The organism is Mesorhizobium sp. M1403 (assembly GCF_040317695.1).
Lineage (GTDB): Bacteria > Pseudomonadota > Alphaproteobacteria > Rhizobiales > Rhizobiaceae > Mesorhizobium.
The window spans coordinates 75,445-99,104 of record NZ_JAMYKY010000021.1 but is presented as its reverse complement, the minus strand read 5'-3'; the positions used below and the strand labels follow the sequence as shown (position 1 = coordinate 99,104).

The following is a 23,660-nucleotide window of genomic DNA, read 5'->3' as shown; positions in this document are numbered from 1 at the left end:
AACGAACGCCCCAGAAAGACCTTGCTCTATCAGACCCCAGCGGAGAAGTTCGCTGAGTGTGTTGCAGCGATCGGTTGAACCCGCCACCCAAACCGGTCCTTCCTGGGACTGATGCATTGCCTGAAAGCGGACGGTGGGTGGAATCGGTGCGCCTGCCCTATAGGCGACGTTAGGGACGTCCGTTCTCCATAGTTGTTACACCGGGTGGACGGGGATGTACGTGCACGTTGGGGTCTGAGCGCGTTATCAACGCACTTGTCCGCAGCAAGCGCTTCATAATCATGCAATCGCCTCTGTTGTCCGCGACAGCAGGTCTTCCGCCAGCCGTGACGCGGCCTCCCGTGCATCCTGGCGAGCCGCATGGTCAATATCGGGTCCAAAGAGGGTCTTCTGAATGATTAGACTGCGGACATCTTCGATACCGATGAAGCGCAACCACGCTTCTATATAGGGTTTTTGAAAGTCGAAGCGCTGCGCCGGAGTGATGGATTGCGCCGCATAGTCGAGACCTCGCGCATGGACGACCACCGCGATCTTATCCCGGAGCAGTCCTCCGAACCCGTGTTCAGGATCGAACGAGAAAAGGATGTCCTTCTGCGATACCAGGTCGATGAAGTGCTTGAGCTTGTAGGGAATGCTGAAATTCCACAGGGGCGTCGACAGTAGGAGAATATCCGCCCGGTGCAGTTGTTGCGCCAATTCTTGCAATGTGGCCCATGCCTGCTGTTGAGAAGGGGTAAGCGGCGTGCCGCTGAGCCCCGCATATTTGGCCAACATCGCGTCCTCACCGAATTCGGGGAGGTCGACATCCCATAGGTCGAGCGTTGAAATCTCCATGTCGGGTCGCCGAGCACGATAGCTTTGAACAAAGGCCTCGGCGACCTCACGCGAGGCGGAACGCTCTTTGCGGGGCGAGGAAACGATATGCAGTAGCTTGGTCATGGATCATCCTTGCTCATTGTGACGAACCGCATTGCGTCATATTTTAATTTGATATAGAAATTGAGATTATCGACAGAATTCATCATGGATCAGAATATATGTTGGACCTGGTCCTGCTCAGGACGTTTGTCGCCGTGTTCGACGAAGGCGGCTTCAGTCGGGCAGCAGCGCGACTGAACCTTACGCAGTCGGCCGTCAGTGGGCACCTGCGCCGTCTCGAGGAGAAGGCCGGAAAGCCGTTACTCAACAGGACGACGCGCTCGCTGGAGATGACACCCGATGGCGAGCGCTTGCTCGCCTATGCCCGGGCGATGCTCGCCCTTAACCGGGATGCTTTGGCCGATCTGGCGCAGGCACCCTTTCACGGCAGGGTTCGCGTCGGCCTCTCGGAAGACTTCGCACAGGTCCCCATCCTTCGCGCCTTGCAGGCATTCGGCGCTGATCGCCCTGGATTGCAGGTCGAGGTGCAAGTCGGGATTCCGGGTGCGCTCCTCTCGAAGATGAACGAGGGCAACATCGAACTGGTGCTCGGATCACAGTGTGAGGGTGAGGAGATGGGGTGCCTCCTGTGGCGCGAGCCTCTTGTCTGGGCATGGGCGGATCATACCGGCGTGGATCTTCCGGACCCGCTGCCGTTGGCCGTGTTACCGGAACCTTGCCCTTACAGGGGAGTTGCTCTTGAACGGCTTGCCAAGGCCGGGATCAGCCAGCGCACGGTGATGATCTGCGCCAGCAACGCCAGCCTGAGGGCGGCTGCCATCTCAGGCTTTGCTGTAGCGCCGATGATCGCCAGTCAACTGAGAAACGGCCTGGTCAGGGTACCCAAAAGCTACGGTCTGCCAGAGTTACCAGAAGCGGAGTTCAGGCTATTTGCCGCATCGAACGGCGATACCTCCGTCCTCGAAGAACTGGCGGAGGCCATCATGAACGCCGTTCCTCGAAGGCACGCTGGCGAGGAGTGATCCTGAACTCGCACCAACGTCTGCTTTATGGCTAGTTCCGAATGTCCAGAAATGGCGCTTGGCGGGCGTTTCGTGGGCCGATCTGAACGCGCCGTTTAATTATCCACAATGTTCGGAGATGACGGCCACCGGGCGAACCGGCGGCCATCTGTTTCAATGACCAAACGCCAGAGGCGGCGCTATACGATCGCGCCGCAGCCAGCGCACCAGCAGGAGTGCAGCAACCACCGCCAGTCCCGACGATAGGCCGATCCAGATGCCGACGCCGTTGAAACCGAAATGGAAGGCGAGCAGCACGCCGAGCGGCAGGCCGATGCCCCAATAGCCGATCGCGGCATAGATCATCGGTACCTTGGTGTCGTGCAGACCGCGCAGCATGCCGCTGGCGACCGCCTGCGCACCGTCAAAAACCTGGAACAGCGCGGCAAAGGCGAGGAACGACACGGCAAACGCCACCACCTCGGCATTAGCCGGATTGCCCAGATCGATGAAGGCGCCGATCAAGAGATGCGGCCACAGGATCATCACTAGCCCCATTAGCGCCATGAAGGAGACACCGACGACATACGCGGTCCAGCCGGCCCGGCTGACACCTTCCGGATTGCCGGCGCCGTGGGCAAGTCCGACGCGCACCGTCACCGCCTGGTTGAGGCCGAGCGGCACCATGAAGGTGATCGAGGCGATCTGGATGGCGATCGCATGGGCGGCAAGCGAAGCCGCATCGATCAGGCCCATGAGAAAGGCTGCCGCGTTGAAAATCGTCACCTCAAACGCCAGCAGGCCGGCGATCGGCAGGCCGAGCCGCAGCAGGCCCTTGAAGCGCGGCCAATCGGCCCGCCAGAAGCGTCCGAACAGACGATAGCGCCGGAATTTCTTCTCAAGCATCACCACCGCCGCCATGCCGGCGAACATTAACGTGCTGGACAGCGTGGTGGCGAGGCCGGAGCCGGCGATGCCCATCGATTGGATGCCGAGATTGCCGAACATGAACAGCCAGTTGAAAAAGGCGTTGCAGGCGACGGCAACGAAAACGATGATCAGTGCCCAGCCCGGCCGCTCCAGCGCCGAAATAAACGAGCGCAGGACGATGTAGCCGAAAAAGGGCAGCACCGCCCATTCGAGCCAGCGCAGATAGATGCCGGCCTGATGCGCCAGTGCCGGTTCCTGACCCATGGCCAGCAACACGGCCTCGCCGTGCCAGAGAAAGACCCAGATCGGAATGCAAATGAGGATCGCCAGCCACAGACCCTGGCGCACGGTGCGGCGCAGGTCGCGCACCGAGTGGCGGCGACGGCCGAGCTCGGTCGCCATCATCGGCGAGGTCGCCAGCATCAGGCCAAGTCCAAAGATCAGCGGCATGAAGTAAAGGTTGGCACCAAGCGCACCGCTGGCCAGCGTGTCCGGCCCCAGCCGCCCCATCATCATGACGTCGGTAGCGGTCATCGCGGTCTGACCGAGATTGGTCAGCACCATCGGCCAGGCGAGCGCCAGCATCGCCCTGATTTCTCGACGCCAAAGGTTTTCCGGCGCGCGAGCGTCGGCTTCGATCGCAAACATTTTTTCCGCCTATCCGATTGCGGCACGTCGGCAAGAGCCGGAAGCCGCGTCTCAGCGCGGAAAATGGCCAAGATCGGCCGGATTCCGCATTACGACGGGTTTGTCTATGAAGTGGGCACCGGTGGCAAGAGGCTGACTTGCGGAAGGGTTAAGCCAGTCGGCTCAATGCAGGCTATTGGAGAGGCCATGGAAGCCGCTATGGTCACGGTGGATTCCTTTGAAAGGCAGCCTGATGAGCGCGTTTCCCGAAATCTATCTGGTTCGGCATGGCGAGACGGAATGGAGTGCGTCCGGAAAACATACCGGCCGGACCGACATACCGCTGACGCCGGCCGGCGAGGACGCGGCAAGGCGGGTCACTGAGCGGCTAAAGGGTCTATCCTTCTCGGCGGTGTGGTCGAGCCCGTCGCAGCGCGCCTTCAACACCTGTGCGCTGGCCGGCTTCGGCTCGTCAGGCGTGAAGAAGGACGATCTGGCGGAGTGGGATTATGGTGCCTATGAGGGATTGACCACCAAGCAAATCCTCGCCGAGCGTCCCGGTTGGCGGCTCTTTCGCGACGGCTGCCCGCGCGGCGAGTCCGCCACGGATGTAGGCTCGAGGGCGGACCGGATCGTCAGCCAGTTGCTCGAGGCCAGCGGCAATGTCCTGGTCTTCTCAAGTTCGCATTTCCTGAGGGTGCTAGCCGCACGCTGGCTCGGCCTGCCACCGCAAGACGGCGCGCTTTTCGTGCTGGATACCGCCAGTGTAAGCGTGATCGGTTATGAGCACGGCCTTGACGAACCGGTCGTCCGGCGCTGGAACCAGAGATAGCCGCCTATCCCGATCTATCGGATCGCGTCCAGCGCCTGCCTTTGCCGATGCATCTCGAGAAACACGCGGTAGTCGCGATCGAACCGGCCGGCGGCAGCCGGATTGGGCTCGCGCGTCCTGCCGCCTTGCTGCATAGCGACGCAAGCGGCGTTCAAATCGGGAAAAAGCCTGGCAGCGGTGGCGGCAATCATGCCGGTGCCGAGCAGCACCGCCTCGTCCGCCAGCGGCTCGACCACCGTGCATCCGGTGGCGTCGGCATAGAGCTCCATCAGCAAGGGGTTCTTGGTGTGGCCGCCGGTGACATGCAGCGTGTCGATCAGATAGCCGTTCTCGTTCAGCGCCTCCAGCACATGGCGGACGCCAAGCGCGATGCTGACGGCGGTGCGCCAATAGAGCTTGCACAGACTGTCGAAGGACGAATCCAGCGTCAGCCCGCTGATGACGCCTACGGCATGCGGGTCGGCGAGCGGCGAGCGGTTACCGTGAAAATCGGGCAGCACATGCAGCCTGGCGGCGAGGTTGTCTCCTTCAGCGGCGCGCAGCTCGGCGACGCGGCGGGCGATCCTGGCATGCATGGCGGCATCCGGCTCGCCGCCGGCGCCATGCCAGCGGATGATGTGATCGAGCAGCGCGCCGGTGGCTGACTGGCCACCTTCCGACAGCCACAGGCCGGGAAGGGCGGCGCCATAGTAAGGACCCCAAACACCGGCGAAAGGCTGCGGATCGGGCGACATCGCCATGACGCAACTCGACGTGCCGGCGATCAGAGCCAGATGGCGGCCGATGTTGGTCGCGTCACCGGCGAAGCCGCCGAGCACGCCAAGCGCGCCGGCATAGGCATCGATGACGCCGGCGCCAACCCGGCATTTTTCGGTGAGGCCAAGCTCCGCCGCGGCTTGCGTGTTGAGCGCACCGATATCTGCGCCGACCGGGCTTGCCTTTCCCGGCAGATTGCCGTGCTCGAAAACGTCGCCGAGCCCGACCGCTTCGAAGAAGTCGCGCCGCCAGCCGGTCTCTTCATGGGCCAGATAGGTCCATTTGGCGGTCAGCGTGCATTGCGAACGGGCGAGCGAGCCGGTCGCCTTCCAGGTGAGGAAGTCGGTGAGGTCGAATAGGTAGCCGGCTTCGTTCCATGCTCCGGGTAGGTTGCGCTTCAGCCACATCAGCTTGGGCGTCTCCATTTCCGGCGACATGACGCCGCCGATATAGTCGAGCACGGCATGGCCGCTTTCGGTGCATTCGTCGGCCTCGGCAATGGCGCGATGGTCGAGCCAGACGATGGTGTCCCAGCGTCTTTCGCCAGTGACGGACACGCTGAGCTGGCCGCCATGCCGGTCCCGCACCACCAGCGAGCAGGTGGCGTCAAAGGAGATGCCGACGATATCCTCAGCCTTCACGCGCGCCTTTTCGCGGGCAGCGCGGACGGCCATGCACACCGCCGACCATATATCCTGCGAATCGTGCTCGGCGTGGTCGGCCTTCGGCTGTTGCATGGCGATCGGGTGCTCGGCGCGGCCGAGCAAGGCGCCACCGGTGTCGAGAATGCCGGCACGGGCGCTTCCGGTGCCGACATCGACCGCGCAAACGAAACTGTTGGTCAAGGTGTTCTTGCTCTCGCTCCCAGGCCTGCAATCAGATCGGGCAATTGCAGCATGTCAGCGAATATAAAGTCCGGCTCACTCGACGCAAGCCGCGCTTTCAGTGCCGGGTTGCCGGTGTGCGAGCCGCCGGTGAAGGCGAGAACGCGCATGCCGGCCGCCCGCGCCGCCTCGATGCCGGCCGGGCTGTCCTCGACGACGAGGCAGTTTCGCGGGGCCGCTCCCATTTTATCTGCTGCATGGAGAAAGAGATCGGGCGCCGGTTTGCCCCGCGCCACCATGGCGGCGCTGAACAGATGCGGCTCCAGCAGCCCAAGCAACCCCGTAACCTGGAGCGCATAGCGGATGCGCTCCAGCGTGCCGGAGGAGGCGACGCAGCACGGCACGTCGAGTTTCGGCAGGACCTGTGCGATGCCTGGCATCGGTTTCAGCTCCTGGCGGAACTTGCGCATCAGTTCGGAACGCATCTCGATCAGATGCTGGTCGGTGAGATCGAGCCCGAAGTCGCTTGCGAGGATTTCGCGGACGCTCTTCATGCTCTTGCCGAGGAAGTGCTCGTAGGCAATGTCCTCGCTGACGTTGCCGCCGGCAAGCGCGATCATCTCCAGCAATGCCGAGACGGACAGCATCTCGCTATCCACCAGCACGCCGTCACAGTCGAAAATGACCAGTTCAGGCGTCATCGCGCCGGGTCGGCTTCAGAGTTCGCCGGCGAGATAGCGCGTCAGCGTCGCGCGCGCGCCGTCCGCCCACAGCGATTTGAGCGCATGGGCGAACGCTTCGGCGAACAGCGGCGAGCGGCCGACATCACCATAGATGTCGTCCATGGCAAGCCAGGCGGCAGGCATGCCCCTGGCCGCCTTGGCCGTCGCCTGCAACCGGTCCCAGTTCGGGTCGTTGGGCTCGGTGACGGCACCGGAATCCGTCGTGCCGAAGCAATAGCGGCACCAGAGTGCCGATTCCAGCGCCAGACCGGTGACGCCCTTGCCGGCCTTCAGCCGGTCGGCGATGGTCGGAATGATGAATTTCGGCTGGCGGTTGGAGCCGTCGAGGCAAAGCCGGCGTATGGTGTCGCCGATCTTCGGGTTGGAGAATCGGTGCTCGATGAGCTGGTAGTAGTCCTCCAGCACAGTGTCCGGCACCGGCGGCACCGTCGGGATGATCTCGTCATGCTCTAGCTTGTCGAGGAAGCCGCGTACCAGCGGCTCCTGCATCGCCTCATGGACGAAATGGATGTCCATCAGCCCGGCCGGATAAGCGATGGTCGCATGGCCGCCATTGAGGATGCGGATCTTCATCAGCTCATATGGCGCGACATCGCTGACGAACTGCACGCCGACCTGTTCCAGCGGCGGGCGGCCGTCGATGAAACGATCCTCCAGCACCCACTGCTTGAACGGCTCGCAAAACACCGGCCAATTGTCGTCGAGGCCGAACTCGCTGGAGAGAATGCCGCGCTCGCGGTCGGTGGTGGCCGGCGTGATGCGGTCGACCATGCCGTTGGGAAAGGCGACGTTTTCGCTCACCCAGTTTGCCAAACCTTCGTCGATCAGCCGCGCCAGGCCGACGACGCCATCCGAGGTGACGTGGCCGTTATGGGGGATGTTGTCGCAGGACATGACGGTGAAGGGCACGATGCCGTCGGCGCGGCGGCGCAGCAGCCCGGCGAGGATGAGGCCGAAGACGGTCTTCGGCGTCGCCCCCGGGTCAGCGTCGGCAACGATGTCGGGATGTGTCGGATTGAAGACGCCGGAAGCCGGATCGATGAAATAGCCACCCTCGGTAATGGTCAGGGAAACGATCTTGATCGCCGGATCGGCAAGCCGCTCGACGATTGCGGGCGCGTCGCCCGGCATCAGGAAATCGATCATAACGCCGGTGACGCGCGCGCTCATATGGCCGCTGTCCTGCTCGACCACCGTGGTCAGCCAGTCCTGCTCCTGCAACTTGTCGCGGCCGACCTTCTCGCCCTCGAACACCCCGGCGCCAACAATTGCCCAGTCATGGCCGACACCCGAATTGAACAGGTCGTCGAGATAGACGGCCTGGTGCGACCGATGGAAATTGCCGACGCCGAAATGCACGATGCCGGCCTTGAGCGAGGCGCGATCGTAGTTCGGGCCGGCGACTTTGGGAGGCAGGTTTGCGAGGATTGAGGACGAGAGTTTCACGGTCATCTGTTTTTATCCTTTGGCGGGACGGCTCTTCTCCCCGCGGAGGAGACGGGGAGAAGAGCGCCTTCGCCCCCCTCAACTCATCCACTGGCCGCCATCGACATTGTAGGTCTGGGCGACGATGTATTCGGCATCCTCGCTGGCCAGGAACACCGCCATGCCGGTGAGGTCTTGCGCCGTGCCCATGCGGCCGTAAGGCACCGCTTCCCCGACCAGCCTCTTTTTTTCGCCCTTCGGCCGGTTCTCGTATTTGGCGAACAGGGCATCGACATGATCCCAATGCTCGCCGTCGACGACCCCCGGTGCGATCGCGTTGACATTGATGCTGTGCTTGATCAGGTCGAGCCCTGCCGACTGGGTGAGCGAGATGACCGCCGCCTTGGTGGCGCAATAGACGGCAACCAGCGCCTCGCCGCGGCGCCCGGCCTGGCTCGCCATATTGATGATCTTGCCGCCTTTGCCGCGGGCGATCATCGAACGGGCGGCTGCCTGCAGCATAAACAGCGTGCCGGCGACGTTGACCGAAAACAATTTGTCGTAGCTTGCCTTGGTGATCTCGACGATCGGCGCCAGGTCGAACAGCGCAGCGTTGTTGATCAATATATCGAGGCCGCCGGTCCTAGCTTCGACCGCCTTGACCGCCGCATCGATCGACGCGAGGTCGGTGACATCCAGCTTCACCGCGTAAGCGTTGCGGCCGATTTCCGAAGCCGTCTTCTCGGCAGCCTCGAGATTGATGTCGCCGATCGCGACCGTCGCCCCCTCGCGCACATAGGCTTCGGCGAACGCCCTGCCGATGCCGCGCGCCGATCCGGTGATCAGCGCCGATTTACTCTTCAGCCTCATTGCACCATCGCCTTTCCGTCGGCGCCGAAGCGATGCAGCTTGGCCTGATCCGGCGTCAGATAGATCGTGTCGCCGTGATGGACGGCCAGTTCGCCGTCGGCGCGCACCGTCAGCGGACCGACGCCGTCGGCTTGCACATGCAAAAATGTGTCGGAGCCAAGATGCTCGGCGACGCCGACCGTCGCCTTCCAGTCGCCTGATGTCTTTGAGATATTCATGTGCTCGGGACGGATGCCGACGGTTTTGGCGCCATATTTGGCTGCCGGCGCGCCTTCGAGCAGATTCATCTTCGGCGAGCCGATGAAACCGGCGACGAACAGGTTCTTCGGCGTCTTGTAGAGCTCCATCGGCGAGCCGACCTGCTCGATATTGCCGGCGTTGAGCACGACGATCTTGTCGGCCATGGTCATCGCCTCGATCTGGTCGTGGGTGACGTAGACCATGGTCGTCTTGAGCTGGTGATGCAGCTCGCTGATCTCCAGCCGCATGGTGCCGCGCAGCGCCGCGTCGAGATTGGACAACGGTTCGTCGAACAGGAAGGCCGATGGCTGGCGCACGATGGCGCGGCCGATGGCGACGCGCTGTCGCTGGCCGCCGGAAAGCTGGCCGGGGCGGCGATCGAGATAGTTGGTGAGGTTCAAGATCCGCGCGGCGTCCTTCACCTTCTTGTCGATGGTCGCCTTGTCCTCGCCCGCCATCTTCAGCGGGAAAGCGATGTTCTTGGCCACCGTCATGTGCGGGTAGAGCGCATAGGACTGGAACACCATGGCCAGCTTGCGCTTGGCCGGCGCCTCACCGGTGACGTCGCGGCCATCGATGTTGATGGTGCCGCCGCTAGTGTCCTCGAGGCCGGCAATCAGACGCAACAGCGTGGACTTGCCGCAGCCCGACGGGCCGACAAAGACGACGAACTCGCCATTCTCGATGACCAAATCGAGGCCGGGGATGATGGACGTTGCCCCGAAGGATTTGGAGACGTTCTTGAGCGTAATGTTTCCCATGGTTTCCTCCCCTGAAGGGCTATTTCGTCGTTTGCGTCATGTCCGTTATTTCGCGGCACCGCCCATTATTTTACGGCACCAAATGTCAAGCCGCGCACCAGCTGCTTCTGGCTGAACCAGCCCATGATCAGGATCGGCGCGATCGCCAGGGTCGAGGCGGCCGAAAGCTTGGCCCAGAACAGCCCCTGCGGGCTGGAGAAGGAGCTGATGAAAGCGGTGAGTGGGGCGGCCTCGGTGGTGGTCAGCCGGATCGTCCAGAACGCCTCGTTCCAGGCAAGAATGATGTTGAGCAGCATGGTCGAGGCGATGCCCGGCACAGCCATCGGCGTCAGCACATAGATGATCTCGTTCCAGAGCGATGCGCCATCCATGCGGGCGGCTTCCAGGATCTCGCCCGGGATCTCGCGGAAGTAGGTGTAGAGCATCCACACCACGATCGGCAGGTTGATCAGCATCAGCATGACCATCAGGCCGATGCGGCTGTCGAGCAGTCCGGTGTCGCGGAAGATCAGGTAGATCGGGAACAGCACGGCAACCGCCGGCATCATCTTGGTCGAGAGCATCCACATCAGGATGTCCTTGGTCCACTTGCCCGGCGAGAAAGCCATCGACCATGCGGCCGGAACCGCGACGATCAGGGCCAGAATGGTCGAGCCGACCGACAGGACCACCGAGTTGAGGAAGAACTTGAAGTAGCCGCTCTGCGCCTCGACCTCGGTATAGCTCTCGAACGTCCCCGACGGGATCAGGGCGAAGCCCTGGATGGCCTCCTGCTCCGACTTGAACGAGGTGATGATCGTATAGAGGATCGGGAAGAAGATCAGCAGCGCAACGATCCAGGCGGCCGCGGTCGCAATCGTCTTGTGCTGGGTGGTGATTGCACGTGCCATCGTTTCCTCCCTTATTTGTCCAGGTTCTTGCCGACCGCGCGCATGGCGAAGAAGGCGACGATGTTGGCGAGAATGACGGCAATGACACCGCCGGCGGACGCTTGGCCGATTTTGAACTCCAGCAACGCCTTCTGGTAGACGAGGAAGGGCAGGTTGGTGGAGGCATAACCCGGACCGCCATTGGTGGTGACCAGGATTTCGGCATAGACCGACAACAGGAAGATCGTCTGGATCAGGATGACCACGGTTATAGCGCGCGACATGTGCGGCAGCGTCAAATAGATGAAGCGGCTGACGAAGCCGGCACCGTCCATCTCGGCGGCTTCCTTCTGCTCGCCGTCAAGCGATTGCAGGGAGGTAAGCAGGATCAGCGTTGCAAACGGCAGCCATTGCCAGGCGACGATGATAATGATCGCCAGCATCGGATGCTGCCCGAACCAATCGATCGGCTGCATGCCGAAGAAGCGCGCAATATCGGCGAAGACGCCGTATTGCGGATGCATGATCATGTTCTTCCAGACCAGTGCCGCCACCGGCGGCATGACGAAGAACGGCGAGATGACGAGGATGCGGACGATGCCTTGTCCCCACATCGGCTGATCGATCAGCAGCGCCAGCATGGTGCCGCCGATCACCGTGATCAACAGAACGCTGCCTACGAGGACAAGTGTGTTGAGGATCGACTGCAGGAAGGCCGGGTTGGAATAGAAAAGCGCGTAGTTCGAGAAGCCGACGAACCCATCGCGGATGGGGTTGAGTGGGTTGTACTGCTGGAAGGAGAACCAAATGGTGATGACCAGCGGCACAATCATCCAGACGAACAGCAGCACCACGGATGGCGCCATCATGAAGCGGGCAAGCGAACGGGTCTGCTGAGTAGCCATGACGGTCACCCTTCGAGGTCAGCCAAGTTTTCAGCGGTGTGAAGCTGGCCGCCCGAACTGGGATTCGGGCGGCCGTTGCCGGTCGCTATGGGCAACCGGCGCCGGGAGGAGCCTTACTTGATATAACCGCCCTCGGTCATCGTCGCAGTGGCGGCATCCTGGGCCTGCTTCAGGGCATCATCGACGCTCGACTGGCCGGCAAGGGCGGCCGAGAAGAGCTGGCCGACGGTGGTGCCGAGACCCTGGAACTCAGGAATGGCGACGAACTGGACGCCGACATAGGGCACCGGCTTGACGGTCGGGTGCGTCGGATCGGCGGAGTTGATCGAGTCCAGCGTCATCTTGGCGAACGGAGCCGCCTTCTGGTACTCGGTATTGGCGTAGAGCGAGGTGCGCGTGCCCGGAGGAGCGCTGGCCCAGCCTAGCTTGGAGGCGACGAGTTCGGAGTAGTGCTTGCTGGTTGCCCAGGCGACGAACTTCTCGGCCGCGTCGGTCTTCTGCGTACCGGCCGGAATGGCCAGCGACCAGGCCCACAGCCAGTTGCCGCGCTTGCCGAGACCGTTGTCAGGCGCCAGCGCATAGCCAACCTTGTCGGCGACCTTCGAGCTCTTCGGGTCGGAGACCATGGATGCGGCGACCGTGGCATCGATCCACATGCCGCACTTGCCCTGCTGGAACAGCGCCAGGTTTTCGTTGAAGCCGTTGGACGAGGCGCCCTCGGGGCCGTCGGCCTTCATCAGGTCGACATAGAACTGCAGCGTGTTCTTCCATTCGGGCTGATCGAATTGCGGCTTCCAGTTCTCATCGAACCAGCGCGCGCCGAACGAATTCGACATGGCGGTCAGGAAGGCCATGTTCTCGCCCCAGCCGGCCTTGCCGCGCAGGCAGACGCCGTTCACGCCGTTGGCGCGGTCGGTCATCTTGTCGGCGGCCTGCTTGATGAAGTCCCAGGTCGGTGCGTTGGGCATGGTGAGCCCTGCCTTCTCCATCAGATCCTTGCGGTACATGACGAAGGAGCTCTCGCCGTAGAAGGGCGCGGCATAGAGCTTGCCGTCGACCGAAAGACCGCCAGCGATGGCCGGCAGGATGTCCTTGGCGTCGTAGTCGTCGCCGAGCTTGTCGAGCGGCAGCAGCCAGCTCTGCTTGGCCCAGATCGGAACTTCATAGGTGCCGATGGTCATCACGTCATACTGGCCGCCCTTGGTGGCGATGTCGGTGGTGACGCGCTCGCGCAGCACGTTCTCTTCGAGCGTGACCCAGTTGAGGGTGATGTCGGGGTTCGCCTTGGTGAAGTCGTCGGTCAGCGTCTGCATGCGGACCATATCGGCATTGTTGACGGTGGCGATGGTGATGGATTCGGCATGAGCGGCGAACGCAAGGGCGCTGGCCGACAACAGGCCGAGGGTGAGCGTGCGAAGTTTCATCAAATTCCTCCCATAAACCAAGATGAGCATTTGCCTTGGCTGCGGGCAATTACTCACTTGCTTTGAGTTATGTCAAGCCGGATTCGTTGCTGCAGCGCAGCACGCCGGCCTCATGCAGCGGCAGCCGGGGACGCTCGCACAGTATCTGGGAGAAGGGTTCGGTTGGCCTCATCGGCCCGCCAAAAGCCAGAGCTTCGCTGCCCGGCTGGCGTGGATTCAGCCTACTGGCAAGCGATCTCGCTCAGGATCCAATCGCGGAAGGCGCGTATCTTAGGCACGTTGCGCCGCGCCGTCGGATAGACCAGCCAATAGGCATGGCCGTCGTCACCAACCAGATCGAAGGGCTGGATCAGGCGGCCGTCGGCAAGTTCGGTCTTGAACAGCGCCTTGGTGACGATCGCCACGCCATGGCCAGCAATCGCGGCATTGGCCTCGTAGGCTTGCGCGCCCATGCTGGTGCCGGTGCGTTTGGCCAATTCCGCGACCGGCAGGCCGGCGGCGGCAAACCAGTCCCGCCACCAGATGTCGCCCGGGTCGAGGATCGGCAGCCGCAGCAGGTCGGCCGGTTCGTTGACGCCGCCGATGCTGGCCGCGAGTTTTGGGCTGAGAACCGGCGTGAAATCGGCCCTGAAAAGCATATGGGTCTCGACGCCCGGCCAGTTGCCGCCGCCGGAGCGGATGGCGATGTCGATATCCTCTCTGGCAAAGTCGACAACCCTGTTCGAAGTATCGACGCGCACCGCCAGCGACGGATGCGCGACCTGGAACGAGCCGAGATGCTGCGCCAGCCAATTGGAGGCAAAGGTCAGCAGCGTCGAAACGCAAAGCACGCCGTCGGCGCCGGTGCGCGCGGCGGCATAGGCGCCGCTCAACAGCGCGAACGCTTCGCTGACTGCGGGCGCCAGGCGTTGGCCAGGTTCGGTCAGCACGATCTGTTTTGGCTGGCGCAGGAACAAGGGCGCGCCGATGCGCTCCTCCAGAAGCTTGATCTGATAGCTTGCCGCCGCCTGCGTCATGCCAAGCTCCTGGGCAGCCTTGGTGAACGAGAGATGCCGCGCCACCGCCTCGAACACCCGGATCGCCTGAAGCGGAGGAAGCTGCGAAACCAGCTGTCGTGAATTGAGCTCCGGCATAAGCCCTCCTTATGGGCAGTGATCGACGTTTGATTGGCGGCACCGGCAGGTCCTACCGATATTCCGTGGTGAAGATCAATTACGCCTAGAGATAGCGAAGGCTGACGATCATGACCACGATACAGGAAAAGCTGCTTCTTGCTCCAGCCCACGGCTGGTTTTCACGGCTGGCGCGGGGATTGGCAAGGCACGCGGCGCGGAAACGGGCCTATCTCGACGTCCGGGAACTGCCGCCGCATCTGCAGCGCGACATGGGCTTCCTCGACGGCAACGATCCTTGCGGCCGGCACCAGTAATGTCGCTCGTTTTATCGGGGGTTCAGATGCGTTTCGATTTCACATGATCGTTTCCGACCGCCAGCGGCCTGGAGATCATGCGCCCGCCAGCAAGGCGGCGGCGGTCCGCTCATCGGTGATCAGGCCGTTGACCAGCCGCCGGTTGACGGCGGCGAAGATGCCCGGCAGCTTGCGGTCGCCCATGGCAAGCGCGATCACCAGCGACTTTTCGCGCGACGGCAGCGGCGCCGACGAGACCCGATCATTGGTGATGCCCTCGATCATGCGGCCGTCGCGATCGAACACCCAGCCGACGATCTCGGCGACGCCGCCGGCCTTCTGCAGCGCCTTCAATTCACCCTCCGAAATGAAGCCATCCTCGTAAAGCGGCGCCTTCGGGCCGAGATCGCCGATGCCGACAAAGGTAACGTCGGCCTCGGCCGCAAGCGCCAGCGTCGGCTGGATCATCGGCTGGCTGAGCAGCATCTCGCGCTCCTCGGGCGAGGAGGCGATGACCGGCAAAGGCATCGGAAACGAGCGCGCCTTGACCCTGTCGGCCATGGTGAAGATCACGTTGTAGAAGGCGGCCGAGCCGTCCGGCGAGATGTTGCCGGTCAGCGACACCACCTTGTGCTGCGGGCATTCCATCGGCGGCAGCTGCTCGATCGCCGCCTTCAGCGTGCGGCCGGTGCCGATCGCCATGACGATCGGCGTCGGCGACCGCAGCCGCCGCTCGATCTCGGCCGCCGCCGCCTCGGCGACGCCGATGACGGTGGAGGACGAAGACGGGTCGCTCGGCACCACCTCGACCAGATCAAGCGCAAAGCGCGATTTCAGCCGTGCCGCAAGGTCGAGGCAATTGGCGATCGGATGGTCGACGCGCACCTTGATCAACCCTTCGGAGACCGCAAGCGACACCAGCCGCTGCGCCGTCTGCCGGGAGATGCCAAGCGTGGCGGCGATCTGGTCCTGGGTGTTGCCGGCAACGTAATAGAGCCAGCCGGCGCGCGCCGCGTCGTCCAGCCTGTTGCCGCCGCTATCCTGCCGCGAATTCAAGGTCCTGCCTCCCAGCCCGCCGAGCATAAGAGGCGGAGCACCATAGTTTCGCAGGGAATGAGGTTGTGCGCAATTGCCTATTGTAAGAGCAATTGCTTAAGGTCCGGACTTGGTGGTTCGAACGAAGTGACGGGGTCGACCTAGTCTCGTCGCAACAGCAAGGCTGTCGAGGTCGCACCAATCTCGGTTCCAAAGCGCGACGTGTTCGATCGGCCTCATGCGACGCGCTTCTTTTTTATGTATGTCGATATCGCAAAACCGCTGCACACTTTTGCGCGACATGCATTAGCGGGGACGCGGCGGTTTATCTCCGGAGCTAAACGCTTTAAGGGATTTTGGAGAATGGAGCCTTGCATGACGCCGAAAGCGGTTTTCTGGGATATGGACGGCACGCTGGTCGACAGCGAACCGCTGCACGAGGCGGCGCTGATTGCGGCGCTGCACAGCGTTGGCATCGCCCCGCCAACCGACCTGCATGAGCGCGTGCTCGGCATCGCCGCATGGCCGGTCTACGAGATGCTGCGCGACGAATTCGGCCTCGATCTGCCTTTCGACGACTGGATCGTGCGCAAATACGATCACTATCTGCCGATGGCGCAAACGCTGAGGCCACGCAGCGGCGCGATCGAGATTTTCAACGAGCTGCGCAAGCTTGGCGTGGAGCAGGCGGTGGTGTCCAATTCCGACCGGCTGATCGTCGACGCCAATCTGCGCGCGGTCGGCCTTTTCTACCCCGGCATGAAGACCATCAGCCGCAACGACGTGCGCGAAGGCAAGCCGCATCCCGAGCCATTCCTGCGCGCCGCCTGGCTGGCTGGCGTCGATCCCGCCGAGGCCGTAGCGGTCGACGACAGCATGACCGGCGCCACGGCGGGGCTGGCGGCGGGAATGAAGACGGTCTTCTGGCCGGAGGCGCCGATGGAAGAGCCGCCGGGCGCGATTGTCATCAACAGCGCCGAGGAATTGCGAGCCCATCTGGGACTTTAAAGCTTTAACGGGCGCTCAGTTCCGGTAGGCAGGCTCCTGCTCGTCGAGGATCGCCTTCAGTTCGGAGAGGTGGCGTTCGGCCTGGCCCGGATAATCTTCCTGTTCCCTTGCCGCTTTCTCGGCGATCTCGTCCGACAATACCCGCAGCGGCCGGCCGGTCCACAGCGCCTTGATGTAGGTTTCGGCGGCGCGCTCGAAATAGAACATGCGGTTGAAGGTGTCGGCAACGCTGTCGCCGATGACCAGCACGCCATGGTTGCCCATCACCATGACCTTGACCTTCGGGTCGACAAGAAGCTGCGAGCAGCGCTCGCCTTCTTCCTCGAAGGCCAGCCCGCCGTAATGCCCGTCGACGACATGGCGGTTGAAGAAGATCGCTGAGTTCTGGTCAACCGGCGGCAACGTCGAGTCGGCGAGCGAGGCAAGCACGGTGGCGTGGATCGAGTGGACATGCATGACGCAGCGTGCATGACGCACATTGCGATGGATGGCGCCATGCAGGCCCCATGCCGTCGGGTCAGGTGCATTCGGGCCGGAGAGCGTGTCGGGATCGTTGGCGTCGATCAGCAGCAGGTCGCTCGCTTTGATGCGCGAGAAATGCACCTGATTGGGATTCATCAGGAATTGCGAGCCATCGTCGTTGACCGCCAGCGAGAAATGATTGGCCACCGCCTCGTGCATGTTGAGCCGCGCCGTCCAGCGGAAGGCGCAAGCGAGATCGACACGTTCTTCATAGAACGGCAGGTTGGTCAGCACTTCCTTCTGCAGGCGCGTGATGCTCATCGTAGACCTCCGTGAAAGAGGCGAGGATGCCGCGCGGCGGGAAGACGCGCAACCGGTTTCGTTTGGTGCAGGCGAACGCGATTGCTATGCTGCCGTACTGGCGGCGGCGCCGACCCTTAGGCCGCCATGCTCGACGATAAAATCGATGACCTCCTGCAGCCCCTTGCCGCGCGACAGATCGGTGAAACCGAACGGCCGCTTGCCGCGCATGCGGGCAGCGTCGCGTTCCATGACATCGAGATTGACGTTCACATAGGGCGCAAGGTCGCTCTTGTTGATGACCAGGAAATCGGACCGGGTGATCGCCGGTCCGCCCTTGCGCGGAATCTCCTCGCCCTGGCAAACCGAGATGACATAGAGCGTCAGGTCGGCAAGGTCCGGCGAGAAGGTGGCGGCGAGGTTGTCGCCGCCCGATTCGATGAAGATGATGTCGAGATCCGGGAATTTTTTGGTCATTTCGGCAATCGCCTGCAGATTGATCGAGGCGTCCTCGCGGATGGCGGTGTGCGGGCAGCCGCCGGTCTCGACGCCGATGATGCGATCTTCGGGCAGCGCCTGGAGGCGCGCCAGCATCATGGCGTCCTCCTTGGTGTAGATGTCGTTGGTGACGACGGCGATCGAGAACTCGTCGCGCAGCGCCTTGCAGAGCTTTTCGGTGAGCGTCGTCTTGCCGGAGCCGACCGGACCGCCGATGCCGATGCGAAGAGGGCCGTTCGGGGATATCATGCGGGGAACTCCGTGAAGGCAAGGATGGCGAAGCCGAGGCCGATCAGCAGGCACAGCGGCGAATAATAACGCAGATCGAGCCGCGCGAAAGGTTGCTCGGGCGTCAGCCGGCGCCACCACGGCGTGAAGCCGGCAATGCCGCGCGCCAGGAAAACCAGCGCGATGAGCAGCGACGTGGCGGCAAGCCCGGCCTTGGGAAAGGGCGTGGCAAAGATGCCCTCGAGCGCCATCGGCCACAGTGTCGCCAGGCCGAGGCAGGCGGCAACGGCGAAGCTGGCGAAGGGTGCCGGCATTTCGTCGACGCCATGAAAGCCGATGACGGCGCGGGCGCAGGAGGCAGCATCCATGCCCGGCCAGATGCCGCCAATAGCCCAATAGACATGCAGCGCGGTGATCAGCAGCAGGACCAGCGAGAGGGCGAAAGCGAGGACGATCATGAGCGGAACAGCCGCGAGTACTGGGTCTCGTGCTTCATCGCCGTGATGTCTGAGATAAAAGCGCAGCCGCCGAGATCGTCGAGGGTCGAGTCGGCAGCGCGGGCTGCAGTCGCCAAGGCCAGCGGCTCGAAGCCGGCGAGCAACGCGGTCGCTCCGGTCTGGCCAACGACACCAAGCCGGATCGCGGCCTGGACGAGGTTGGAAAAGAAGGCCTGCAGGAAGCCGGCCAGCGCATCCCGCAGCATAAATCCGTGGCCGCCGGCGACGGCACCGACGGCGACGCAATAGGCACATTCGGCCGGCAGGCGGTCCAGCACCTGGCACGGCCAGGCCGAGGCCGCCTTCAGGAAGGCGGCGCCCTGCAGCATGGTTTCGGCATGACGCTCGCGCGAGCCGGCTAAGGCCTCGGCGAGCGCAGCGACCTCGACCAGATCGCCGGCTTCGCGCGCCCGGCGCCAGCTTTCGGCAAACAGCACCGCATCGTTCCAGCCGGAACCCATCTCGACCAGCGTTTCCAGCCACGCGGCGAGGTCTTTGCTGTCGGCAACCAGCCCGGCATGCACGGCTTGTTCCAGGCCATGGCTGTAGGAAAAGCCGCCGACCGGGAAGGAAGGCGACAGCCACGCCATCAGCCGCAACAATGCAATGTTGGAAGGCTGGTCAGTCATGGTCATGGTCGTGCGAATGGCTGTGGGAATGCGATTCGCTATGGCTATGAGAATGCGCTTCGGCGTGGCTGTGCGTATGCGCCTCGGCATGAGCATGGCCGTGCCCGCCATGGCCGGAATAAGCGCCGCGCACCGGCTTGAACGGCTCGGAGACGTCGCTCACAATGGCGCCCAATCCCTCCAGCATCGCCTTGATGACATGGTCGCGCAGGATGAGGATGCGCCCAGCTTCGATTGCGGCGGCGAGATGGCGGTTGCCGATGTGCCAGGCAAGCTCGGCCAGATGGACAGGATCGCTGGCCCTGATGTCGTAGAGCGGCTCCTCGGCCGCGATGATCTCGATTTGGCGGCCATCCTCCAGCACCAGCCGGTCACCATGGTTCAACGTCACCGGTTCGGGCAGGTCGACCAGCACCTTGTCGCTACGGGCCGTTTCGATGGCGCGACGGCGCAGATGCCGCTCGTCATGAGCAAGCACTGCGCTGTCATATGGCGTAGTGGTTCCGGCTTCGCCTGCGGCCAGGACGGAGACGGCGCGCGGGAATTTGGTGAAGTCGGTGCGAATATCGAGCTTCATGTAAGACTGCCTTTCGCAAAAAGCCTAGACTATCCGGTCCGCCGCCCCAATGGGGCTCAGACGATCGTGTCGAAGAGCCGCAGGATGAACGATATCTGATAGACGAGCGCGCCGGCGACAAAGGCGATGTGAAAGCGGCGGTCGCGCAGCAGGATCGCAATGACGCAAAGCGCGACGAAAACCGGCGTGCGGATCAGATATTCGATGCCGAAATGGGCGAAATGCTCCGGCCCTTTCAGCAGCGTGTCGATCACGTCGAGCAGATAGGTCGCCGCCAGCAGGCCGAAGAACCAGGCCCGGCGCGAATAGAAGAAATCCTCATAGCTGGTGTAGTCCAGCATCGAATCCGGGAACAGCAGCGCGCAGAGCAGGAACAGCGTGACGGCGTAGAAGATGATGAACAGGTATTTGCCGAAGGTCCAATTCTCGATCTGGAACAGGCCGAACTCCCACCACCAGAAATGCACCAGCATCAGAAGCACCGACGCAACCCAGGCGAGGTGCACGGGATAGAGCCGGTACTGGCCGGGATGCTGGACGATGCGGGCGAGCCCCGACAGCAGCCGTGTGACGCCAAGGCCGATCACCATGCCCAGGACAATGCGGATATGCGGGAAAATGTCGTGGGCGTAAGGGAGTTGCTGGTCCATAGGCCTGGCGCGGCATGTTCTACATCGGTCGTTCTAACGCCTATGGTTCAGAACAGGAAGTAGCGTTGCGCCATCGGCAGCACGGTGGCCGGCTCGCAGGTGAGCAACTCGCCGTCGGCGCGGACCTCGTAGGTTTCGGGGTCGACCTCGACATGCGGCGTGGCGTCGTTGAGCACCATCGAATGCTTGCCGATGCCGCCGCGGGTATTCTCGACCGCCACCATCTGCTTGTCGACGCCGAGCCTGCCGCGCAGGCCGGCGTCGAGCGCGGCTTTCGAAACGAATGTCACCGACGAATTGGTCATCGCCTTGCCATAGGCGCCGAACATCGGCCGATAGTGCATCGGCTGCGGCGTCGGGATCGAGGCGTTGGGATCGCCCATCGGGGCGGCGGCGATCATGCCGCCGATCAGCACCATGTCCGGCTTGACGCCGAAGAACGCCGGATTCCACAGCACGAGATCGGCGCGTTTTCCCACCGCCACCGAGCCAATGTCCTTCGACAGGCCATGCGCGATGGCCGGATTGATGGTGTATTTGGCGATGTAGCGGCGGACGCGGAAATTGTCGTTGTCGCCGGTCTCCTGCGGCAGCGAACCGCGCTGGCGCTTCATCTTGTCGGCGGTCTGCCAGGTGCGGATCGCGACTTCGCCGACGCGGCCCATGGCCTGGCTGTCCGACGAGATGATCGAGAAGGCGCCGATGTCGTGCAGAATGTCTTCGGCGGCGATGGTTTCCTTGCGGATGCGGCTTTCGGCAAAGGCGATATCTTCGGGGATCGACGGCGACAGATGGTGACAGACCATCAGCATGTCGAGGTGTTCGGCCAGCGTGTTGACCGTGTAGGGGCGGGTCGGATTGGTCGAGGACGGAATGACGTTGGGCAGGCCGCAGACCTTGATGATATCAGGTGCGTGGCCGCCGCCGGCGCCTTCGGTGTGGAAGGCATGGATGGTGCGGCCCTTGATCGCCGCCACCGTGTTTTCGACGAAGCCGGACTCGTTCAGCGTGTCGGTGTGGATCATCACCTGCACGTCGTAATCGTCGGCGACCGACAGGCAGCAGTCGATTGCAGCCGGTGTCGTGCCCCAGTCCTCATGCAGCTTCAGCGAGCAGGCGCCGGCGAGCACCATCTCCTCGAGCGCGGCAGGCAGCGACGCGTTGCCCTTGCCCGACAGGCCGATATTCATCGGGAAGGCATCGAAAGACTGGATCATGCGTGCCAGATGCCACGGCCCAGGCGTGCAGGTGGTGGCCAGCGTACCGTGCGCCGGGCCGGTGCCGCCGCCGAGCATGGTGGTGATGCCCGACATCAGCGCTTCCTCGATCTGCTGCGGGCAGATGAAGTGGACATGCGCGTCGAAGCCGCCGGCGGTCAGGATCTTGCCCTCGCCGGCGATGATCTCGGTGCCCGGGCCGATGATGATGGTGACGCCGCCTTGAGTATCCGGATTGCCGGCCTTGCCGATCGCGGCGATACGGCCGTCCCTGAGGCCGATATCTGCCTTGACGATACCGGCGGTGGCATCGACGACCAGCGCATTGGTGATGACGGTGTCGACCGCGCCTTGCTCGCGCGAAACCTGGCTCTGGCCCATGCCATCGCGGATGACCTTGCCGCCGCCGAATTTCACCTCCTCACCGTAAAGGGTGAGATCCTTTTCGACCTCGATGAACAGTTCGGTGTCGGCGAGCCGGACCTTGTCGCCAACGGTCGGGCCGTACATCTGCGCATAGGCGGCGCGGGTGATTTTAGCCATCAGCAATTGCTCCCGAAATACAGCCCGAAAATACCGCTTGTCGAAGCCGGGACCCACATTGCCGCCATCCTATGGTCACGCAATGACCCGCTGAGCGACACTTTCCGATCCCATTTGGCGGTTGAGGTGGGCGGGCCACCCCAAAACGACCATTTGCCAATCGATGGAAAGGAACATCCATGCGCAAAACGACCCTTCTGGCAGCCGCCGCCACGCTGGTGCTCGCAACCGCCGCCAGCGCCCAGCAACAGCCTGCGCAGCAGCCCAGTCCGGCGCCGGCCGCTCCTGCTCCTGCCGCGCCCGGGGCGCAGCCGCAGGCGCCCACCATTCAGGCGATCAATGTCGTCGATATCAAGGATCTGCCGGCGGACACTCAAGCCAAGGTCAACGAGGTGATCGCTAAGCGCAGCGATGCCGATTTGCAGAAGCTGCGCGGCTCGATCGACGCGACACCGGAGGTCAAGTCCGCGCTCGAAGCGAAAGGACTCACCTCGGCGCAGGTGATCGCCGCCAGCATGAGCACCAATGGCGCGCTGACGCTGATCACCAAGAAAGCCAGCTGACGAGGCGAGGCGGCGGGCCGGCGCCCGGTCAGCCCGCCGCATCGCAAAGGGAACCTTCACAGGGGAAGTTACGTTTCGGTCCTGTCGCCCTGACACAAGCCTCGAAAAGGAGCCTGAGAACGAGCGATGGCGATCACCACCTTCTCCGACACCAGATGGCTGCATGGGATTGCTGCGACCGCGTTTCTGGCAGCCAGCATTCCGCACGCCGCGCTGAACGCGCAGAGCCTCGATAGCGCCGAGACCGTCAACCGGATCGTCGGCTCGGAGGTCGGCCAGGAAGAGACCAAGACAAATGCGGAAGCCGGCAAGGTCAGCTCGGCGATCGACCGCACGCGTGAAAACATCGCTGTCGTGCGCAAGACGTCCAAGCTCGACAAGGTCGATATCGTGTTTCTTACCGACGCCGCGCGCACCGAAGGCGGCCCGCCGCCGGCGATCGAAAACAAGGTCAGGCAACATCGGGACGACATTGCCGAGCTGCGCAAGGAGATCGAGGCGAACGCATTGCTGTTCAACGCCATCGACTCGCGGAGAGTGCAAACCGAGGACGTTCTGGCGGTGGAATTCGACGATCCGGGAAAGGTCGTCATCTATGCGGCGGCCAAGCCGCCCGGCTGAGCCGAAACTGCTCGACGCCTTCGATCTCACAGCTTGCCCATGATCTTCTGCTGAAATCCGTAGACCTCGCGCTTGCCGCCGAACGGCACCAGGGTAACGTCACGCTCCTGCCCCGGCTCGAAGCGCATGGCGGTGCCGGCAGCGATGTCGAGGCGCATGCCGCGGGCCTGGTCGCGATCGAATCTCAGCCCTTCATTGGTCTCGAAGAAATGATAATGGCTGCCGACCTGGATCGGCCGATCGCCGCTGTTGGCTACCTTCAAGGTGACGGTCGCCAGACCCTTGTTCAGCTCTATCTCGCCGCTTGCCGTGATGATTTCACCTGGGATCATTGC

General features: G+C 63.0%; 26 protein-coding genes. 6 read left to right on the top strand and 20 right to left on the bottom strand.

Annotated elements, in window-relative coordinates:
• Positions 1-279: 279 nt before the first annotated feature.
• Positions 280-942, bottom strand: a complete 663-nt coding sequence (locus NKH01_RS26685; RefSeq protein ID WP_353023229.1) for an FMN-dependent NADH-azoreductase — start codon at positions 940-942, stop codon at positions 280-282.
• Positions 943-1,040: 98 nt separating this feature from the next.
• On the opposite strand from NKH01_RS26685, the gene NKH01_RS26680 reads away from it, so the two are divergent.
• The gene (locus NKH01_RS26680) at positions 1,041-1,904 is read left to right on the top strand and encodes a LysR family transcriptional regulator (RefSeq protein ID WP_353023227.1); all 864 of its coding nucleotides are present in this window, start codon (positions 1,041-1,043) and stop codon (positions 1,902-1,904) included.
• Positions 1,905-2,057: 153 nt separating this feature from the next.
• Here NKH01_RS26680 and NKH01_RS26675 read toward each other — a convergent pair whose 3' ends face one another.
• Positions 2,058-3,461: an MATE family efflux transporter gene (locus tag NKH01_RS26675; protein WP_353023225.1), complete on the bottom strand. Its 1,404-nt coding sequence runs from the start codon at positions 3,459-3,461 to the stop codon at positions 2,058-2,060.
• Positions 3,462-3,690: 229 nt separating this feature from the next.
• Between NKH01_RS26675 and NKH01_RS26670 the strand changes: the two genes are divergently transcribed.
• Positions 3,691-4,272 (top strand): histidine phosphatase family protein, encoded by a 582-nt coding sequence (locus NKH01_RS26670; RefSeq protein WP_031195179.1) that lies wholly within the window; start codon positions 3,691-3,693, stop codon positions 4,270-4,272.
• A gap of 14 nt (positions 4,273-4,286) precedes the next feature.
• On the opposite strand, the gene NKH01_RS26665 is transcribed toward NKH01_RS26670, so the two are convergent.
• The 9 genes from NKH01_RS26665 to gcvA form a co-directional block, all read right to left on the bottom strand.
• A complete protein-coding gene (locus NKH01_RS26665) occupies positions 4,287-5,873 on the bottom strand; it encodes an FGGY-family carbohydrate kinase (RefSeq protein WP_023722523.1) in 1,587 nt (528 codons plus the stop codon).
• Positions 5,870-6,553 (bottom strand): HAD family hydrolase, encoded by a 684-nt coding sequence (locus NKH01_RS26660; RefSeq protein WP_353023223.1) that lies wholly within the window; start codon positions 6,551-6,553, stop codon positions 5,870-5,872. Before NKH01_RS26660 ends, NKH01_RS26665 begins: the two co-directional genes overlap by 4 nt.
• 15 nt (positions 6,554-6,568) lie before the next feature.
• A complete protein-coding gene (locus NKH01_RS26655) occupies positions 6,569-8,047 on the bottom strand; it encodes a mannitol dehydrogenase family protein (RefSeq protein WP_353023221.1) in 1,479 nt (492 codons plus the stop codon).
• A 72-nt stretch (positions 8,048-8,119) separates the two neighbouring features.
• On the bottom strand, positions 8,120-8,890 hold the full coding sequence (locus NKH01_RS26650) for an L-iditol 2-dehydrogenase (protein ID WP_353023219.1): 771 nt from the start codon (positions 8,888-8,890) through the stop codon (positions 8,120-8,122).
• The gene (locus NKH01_RS26645) at positions 8,887-9,891 is read right to left on the bottom strand and encodes an ABC transporter ATP-binding protein (RefSeq protein ID WP_352525832.1); all 1,005 of its coding nucleotides are present in this window, start codon (positions 9,889-9,891) and stop codon (positions 8,887-8,889) included. Before NKH01_RS26645 ends, NKH01_RS26650 begins: the two co-directional genes overlap by 4 nt.
• Before the next feature lie 65 nt (positions 9,892-9,956).
• Positions 9,957-10,781, bottom strand: coding sequence for a carbohydrate ABC transporter permease (locus tag NKH01_RS26640; protein WP_353023217.1), 825 nt, complete (start codon positions 10,779-10,781; stop codon positions 9,957-9,959).
• Between the two features lie 11 nt (positions 10,782-10,792).
• On the bottom strand, positions 10,793-11,665 hold the full coding sequence (locus tag NKH01_RS26635) for a carbohydrate ABC transporter permease (RefSeq protein ID WP_353023215.1): 873 nt from the start codon (positions 11,663-11,665) through the stop codon (positions 10,793-10,795).
• A 113-nt stretch (positions 11,666-11,778) separates the two neighbouring features.
• The gene (locus NKH01_RS26630) at positions 11,779-13,089 is read right to left on the bottom strand and encodes an ABC transporter substrate-binding protein (RefSeq protein ID WP_353023213.1); all 1,311 of its coding nucleotides are present in this window, start codon (positions 13,087-13,089) and stop codon (positions 11,779-11,781) included.
• Between the two features lie 221 nt (positions 13,090-13,310).
• Positions 13,311-14,222: a transcriptional regulator GcvA gene (gene gcvA, locus NKH01_RS26625; RefSeq protein WP_352859128.1), complete on the bottom strand. Its 912-nt coding sequence runs from the start codon at positions 14,220-14,222 to the stop codon at positions 13,311-13,313.
• 110 nt (positions 14,223-14,332) lie between these two features.
• Here gcvA and NKH01_RS26620 point away from each other — a divergent pair, with 110 nt between their 5' ends.
• Positions 14,333-14,518 carry a hypothetical protein gene (locus NKH01_RS26620; protein ID WP_254815832.1) on the top strand — a complete coding sequence of 62 codons (186 nt, stop codon included), beginning with the start codon at positions 14,333-14,335 and terminating at the stop codon, positions 14,516-14,518.
• 75 nt (positions 14,519-14,593) lie between these two features.
• Here NKH01_RS26620 and NKH01_RS26615 read toward each other — a convergent pair whose 3' ends face one another.
• Entirely contained in the window at positions 14,594-15,553 is a 960-nt protein-coding gene (locus tag NKH01_RS26615) for a sugar-binding transcriptional regulator (protein WP_023722533.1), read from the bottom strand.
• Positions 15,554-15,907: 354 nt separating this feature from the next.
• On the opposite strand from NKH01_RS26615, the gene NKH01_RS26610 reads away from it, so the two are divergent.
• Positions 15,908-16,540, top strand: coding sequence for an HAD family hydrolase (locus NKH01_RS26610; RefSeq protein WP_353023211.1), 633 nt, complete (start codon positions 15,908-15,910; stop codon positions 16,538-16,540).
• Positions 16,541-16,555: 15 nt separating this feature from the next.
• On the opposite strand, the gene NKH01_RS26605 is transcribed toward NKH01_RS26610, so the two are convergent.
• From NKH01_RS26605 to ureC, 7 genes are all read right to left on the bottom strand, one after another.
• Positions 16,556-17,323, bottom strand: a complete 768-nt coding sequence (locus tag NKH01_RS26605) for a class II aldolase and adducin N-terminal domain-containing protein (RefSeq protein ID WP_352481507.1) — start codon at positions 17,321-17,323, stop codon at positions 16,556-16,558.
• 84 nt (positions 17,324-17,407) lie between these two features.
• Positions 17,408-18,049 (bottom strand): urease accessory protein UreG, encoded by a 642-nt coding sequence (ureG, locus tag NKH01_RS26600; RefSeq protein ID WP_352481506.1) that lies wholly within the window; start codon positions 18,047-18,049, stop codon positions 17,408-17,410.
• On the bottom strand, positions 18,046-18,486 hold the full coding sequence (locus NKH01_RS26595; protein WP_352481505.1) for a DUF3995 domain-containing protein: 441 nt from the start codon (positions 18,484-18,486) through the stop codon (positions 18,046-18,048). Before NKH01_RS26595 ends, ureG begins: the two co-directional genes overlap by 4 nt.
• Positions 18,483-19,154, bottom strand: a complete 672-nt coding sequence (locus NKH01_RS26590; RefSeq protein WP_352481504.1) for an urease accessory protein UreF — start codon at positions 19,152-19,154, stop codon at positions 18,483-18,485. The genes NKH01_RS26595 and NKH01_RS26590 overlap by 4 nt, the downstream gene beginning before the upstream one ends.
• Entirely contained in the window at positions 19,147-19,731 is a 585-nt protein-coding gene (locus tag NKH01_RS26585) for an urease accessory protein UreE (protein ID WP_352495056.1), read from the bottom strand. Before NKH01_RS26585 ends, NKH01_RS26590 begins: the two co-directional genes overlap by 8 nt.
• A gap of 56 nt (positions 19,732-19,787) precedes the next feature.
• The gene (locus tag NKH01_RS26580) at positions 19,788-20,381 is read right to left on the bottom strand and encodes a hypothetical protein (protein WP_352481502.1); all 594 of its coding nucleotides are present in this window, start codon (positions 20,379-20,381) and stop codon (positions 19,788-19,790) included.
• A gap of 47 nt (positions 20,382-20,428) precedes the next feature.
• A complete protein-coding gene (gene ureC, locus NKH01_RS26575) occupies positions 20,429-22,141 on the bottom strand; it encodes an urease subunit alpha (RefSeq protein WP_502912679.1) in 1,713 nt (570 codons plus the stop codon).
• A gap of 179 nt (positions 22,142-22,320) precedes the next feature.
• Between ureC and NKH01_RS26570 the strand changes: the two genes are divergently transcribed.
• Entirely contained in the window at positions 22,321-22,704 is a 384-nt protein-coding gene (locus NKH01_RS26570; protein WP_023722543.1) for a hypothetical protein, read from the top strand.
• A gap of 126 nt (positions 22,705-22,830) precedes the next feature.
• Positions 22,831-23,325, top strand: a complete 495-nt coding sequence (locus tag NKH01_RS26565) for a hypothetical protein (protein ID WP_023722544.1) — start codon at positions 22,831-22,833, stop codon at positions 23,323-23,325.
• A 26-nt stretch (positions 23,326-23,351) separates the two neighbouring features.
• On the opposite strand, the gene NKH01_RS26560 is transcribed toward NKH01_RS26565, so the two are convergent.
• Entirely contained in the window at positions 23,352-23,657 is a 306-nt protein-coding gene (locus tag NKH01_RS26560; protein ID WP_023722545.1) for an urease subunit beta, read from the bottom strand.
• Positions 23,658-23,660: the final 3 nt, after the last annotated feature.

Bases quoted from the DNA above. Each gene is read 5' to 3' on its own strand.
- NKH01_RS26620 (WP_254815832.1), top strand. From the start codon at position 14,333: ATGACCACGATACAGGAAAAGCTGCTTCTTGCTCCAGCCCACGGCTGG.
- NKH01_RS26660 (WP_353023223.1), bottom strand. From the start codon at position 6,553: ATGACGCCTGAACTGGTCATTTTCGACTGTGACGGCGTGCTGGTGGAT.
- NKH01_RS26635 (WP_353023215.1), bottom strand. From the start codon at position 11,665: ATGGCTACTCAGCAGACCCGTTCGCTTGCCCGCTTCATGATGGCGCCA.
- NKH01_RS26650 (WP_353023219.1), bottom strand. From the start codon at position 8,890: ATGAGGCTGAAGAGTAAATCGGCGCTGATCACCGGATCGGCGCGCGGC.
- NKH01_RS26685 (WP_353023229.1), bottom strand. From the start codon at position 942: ATGACCAAGCTACTGCATATCGTTTCCTCGCCCCGCAAAGAGCGTTCC.
- NKH01_RS26610 (WP_353023211.1), top strand. From the start codon at position 15,908: ATGACGCCGAAAGCGGTTTTCTGGGATATGGACGGCACGCTGGTCGAC.
- NKH01_RS26570 (WP_023722543.1), top strand. From the start codon at position 22,321: ATGCGCAAAACGACCCTTCTGGCAGCCGCCGCCACGCTGGTGCTCGCA.
- NKH01_RS26580 (WP_352481502.1), bottom strand. From the start codon at position 20,381: ATGGACCAGCAACTCCCTTACGCCCACGACATTTTCCCGCATATCCGC.
- NKH01_RS26565 (WP_023722544.1), top strand. From the start codon at position 22,831: ATGGCGATCACCACCTTCTCCGACACCAGATGGCTGCATGGGATTGCT.
- NKH01_RS26560 (WP_023722545.1), bottom strand. From the start codon at position 23,657: ATGATCCCAGGTGAAATCATCACGGCAAGCGGCGAGATAGAGCTGAAC.
- NKH01_RS26630 (WP_353023213.1), bottom strand. From the start codon at position 13,089: ATGAAACTTCGCACGCTCACCCTCGGCCTGTTGTCGGCCAGCGCCCTT.
- NKH01_RS26655 (WP_353023221.1), bottom strand. From the start codon at position 8,047: ATGACCGTGAAACTCTCGTCCTCAATCCTCGCAAACCTGCCTCCCAAA.
- gcvA (WP_352859128.1), bottom strand. From the start codon at position 14,222: ATGCCGGAGCTCAATTCACGACAGCTGGTTTCGCAGCTTCCTCCGCTT.
- NKH01_RS26585 (WP_352495056.1), bottom strand. From the start codon at position 19,731: ATGAAGCTCGATATTCGCACCGACTTCACCAAATTCCCGCGCGCCGTC.
- ureC (WP_502912679.1), bottom strand. From the start codon at position 22,141: ATGGCTAAAATCACCCGCGCCGCCTATGCGCAGATGTACGGCCCGACC.
- NKH01_RS26645 (WP_352525832.1), bottom strand. From the start codon at position 9,891: ATGGGAAACATTACGCTCAAGAACGTCTCCAAATCCTTCGGGGCAACG.
- NKH01_RS26680 (WP_353023227.1), top strand. From the start codon at position 1,041: ATGTTGGACCTGGTCCTGCTCAGGACGTTTGTCGCCGTGTTCGACGAA.
- ureG (WP_352481506.1), bottom strand. From the start codon at position 18,049: ATGATATCCCCGAACGGCCCTCTTCGCATCGGCATCGGCGGTCCGGTC.
- NKH01_RS26605 (WP_352481507.1), bottom strand. From the start codon at position 17,323: ATGAGCATCACGCGCCTGCAGAAGGAAGTGCTGACCAACCTGCCGTTC.
- NKH01_RS26675 (WP_353023225.1), bottom strand. From the start codon at position 3,461: ATGTTTGCGATCGAAGCCGACGCTCGCGCGCCGGAAAACCTTTGGCGT.
- NKH01_RS26595 (WP_352481505.1), bottom strand. From the start codon at position 18,486: ATGATCGTCCTCGCTTTCGCCCTCTCGCTGGTCCTGCTGCTGATCACC.
- NKH01_RS26640 (WP_353023217.1), bottom strand. From the start codon at position 10,781: ATGGCACGTGCAATCACCACCCAGCACAAGACGATTGCGACCGCGGCC.
- NKH01_RS26590 (WP_352481504.1), bottom strand. From the start codon at position 19,154: ATGACTGACCAGCCTTCCAACATTGCATTGTTGCGGCTGATGGCGTGG.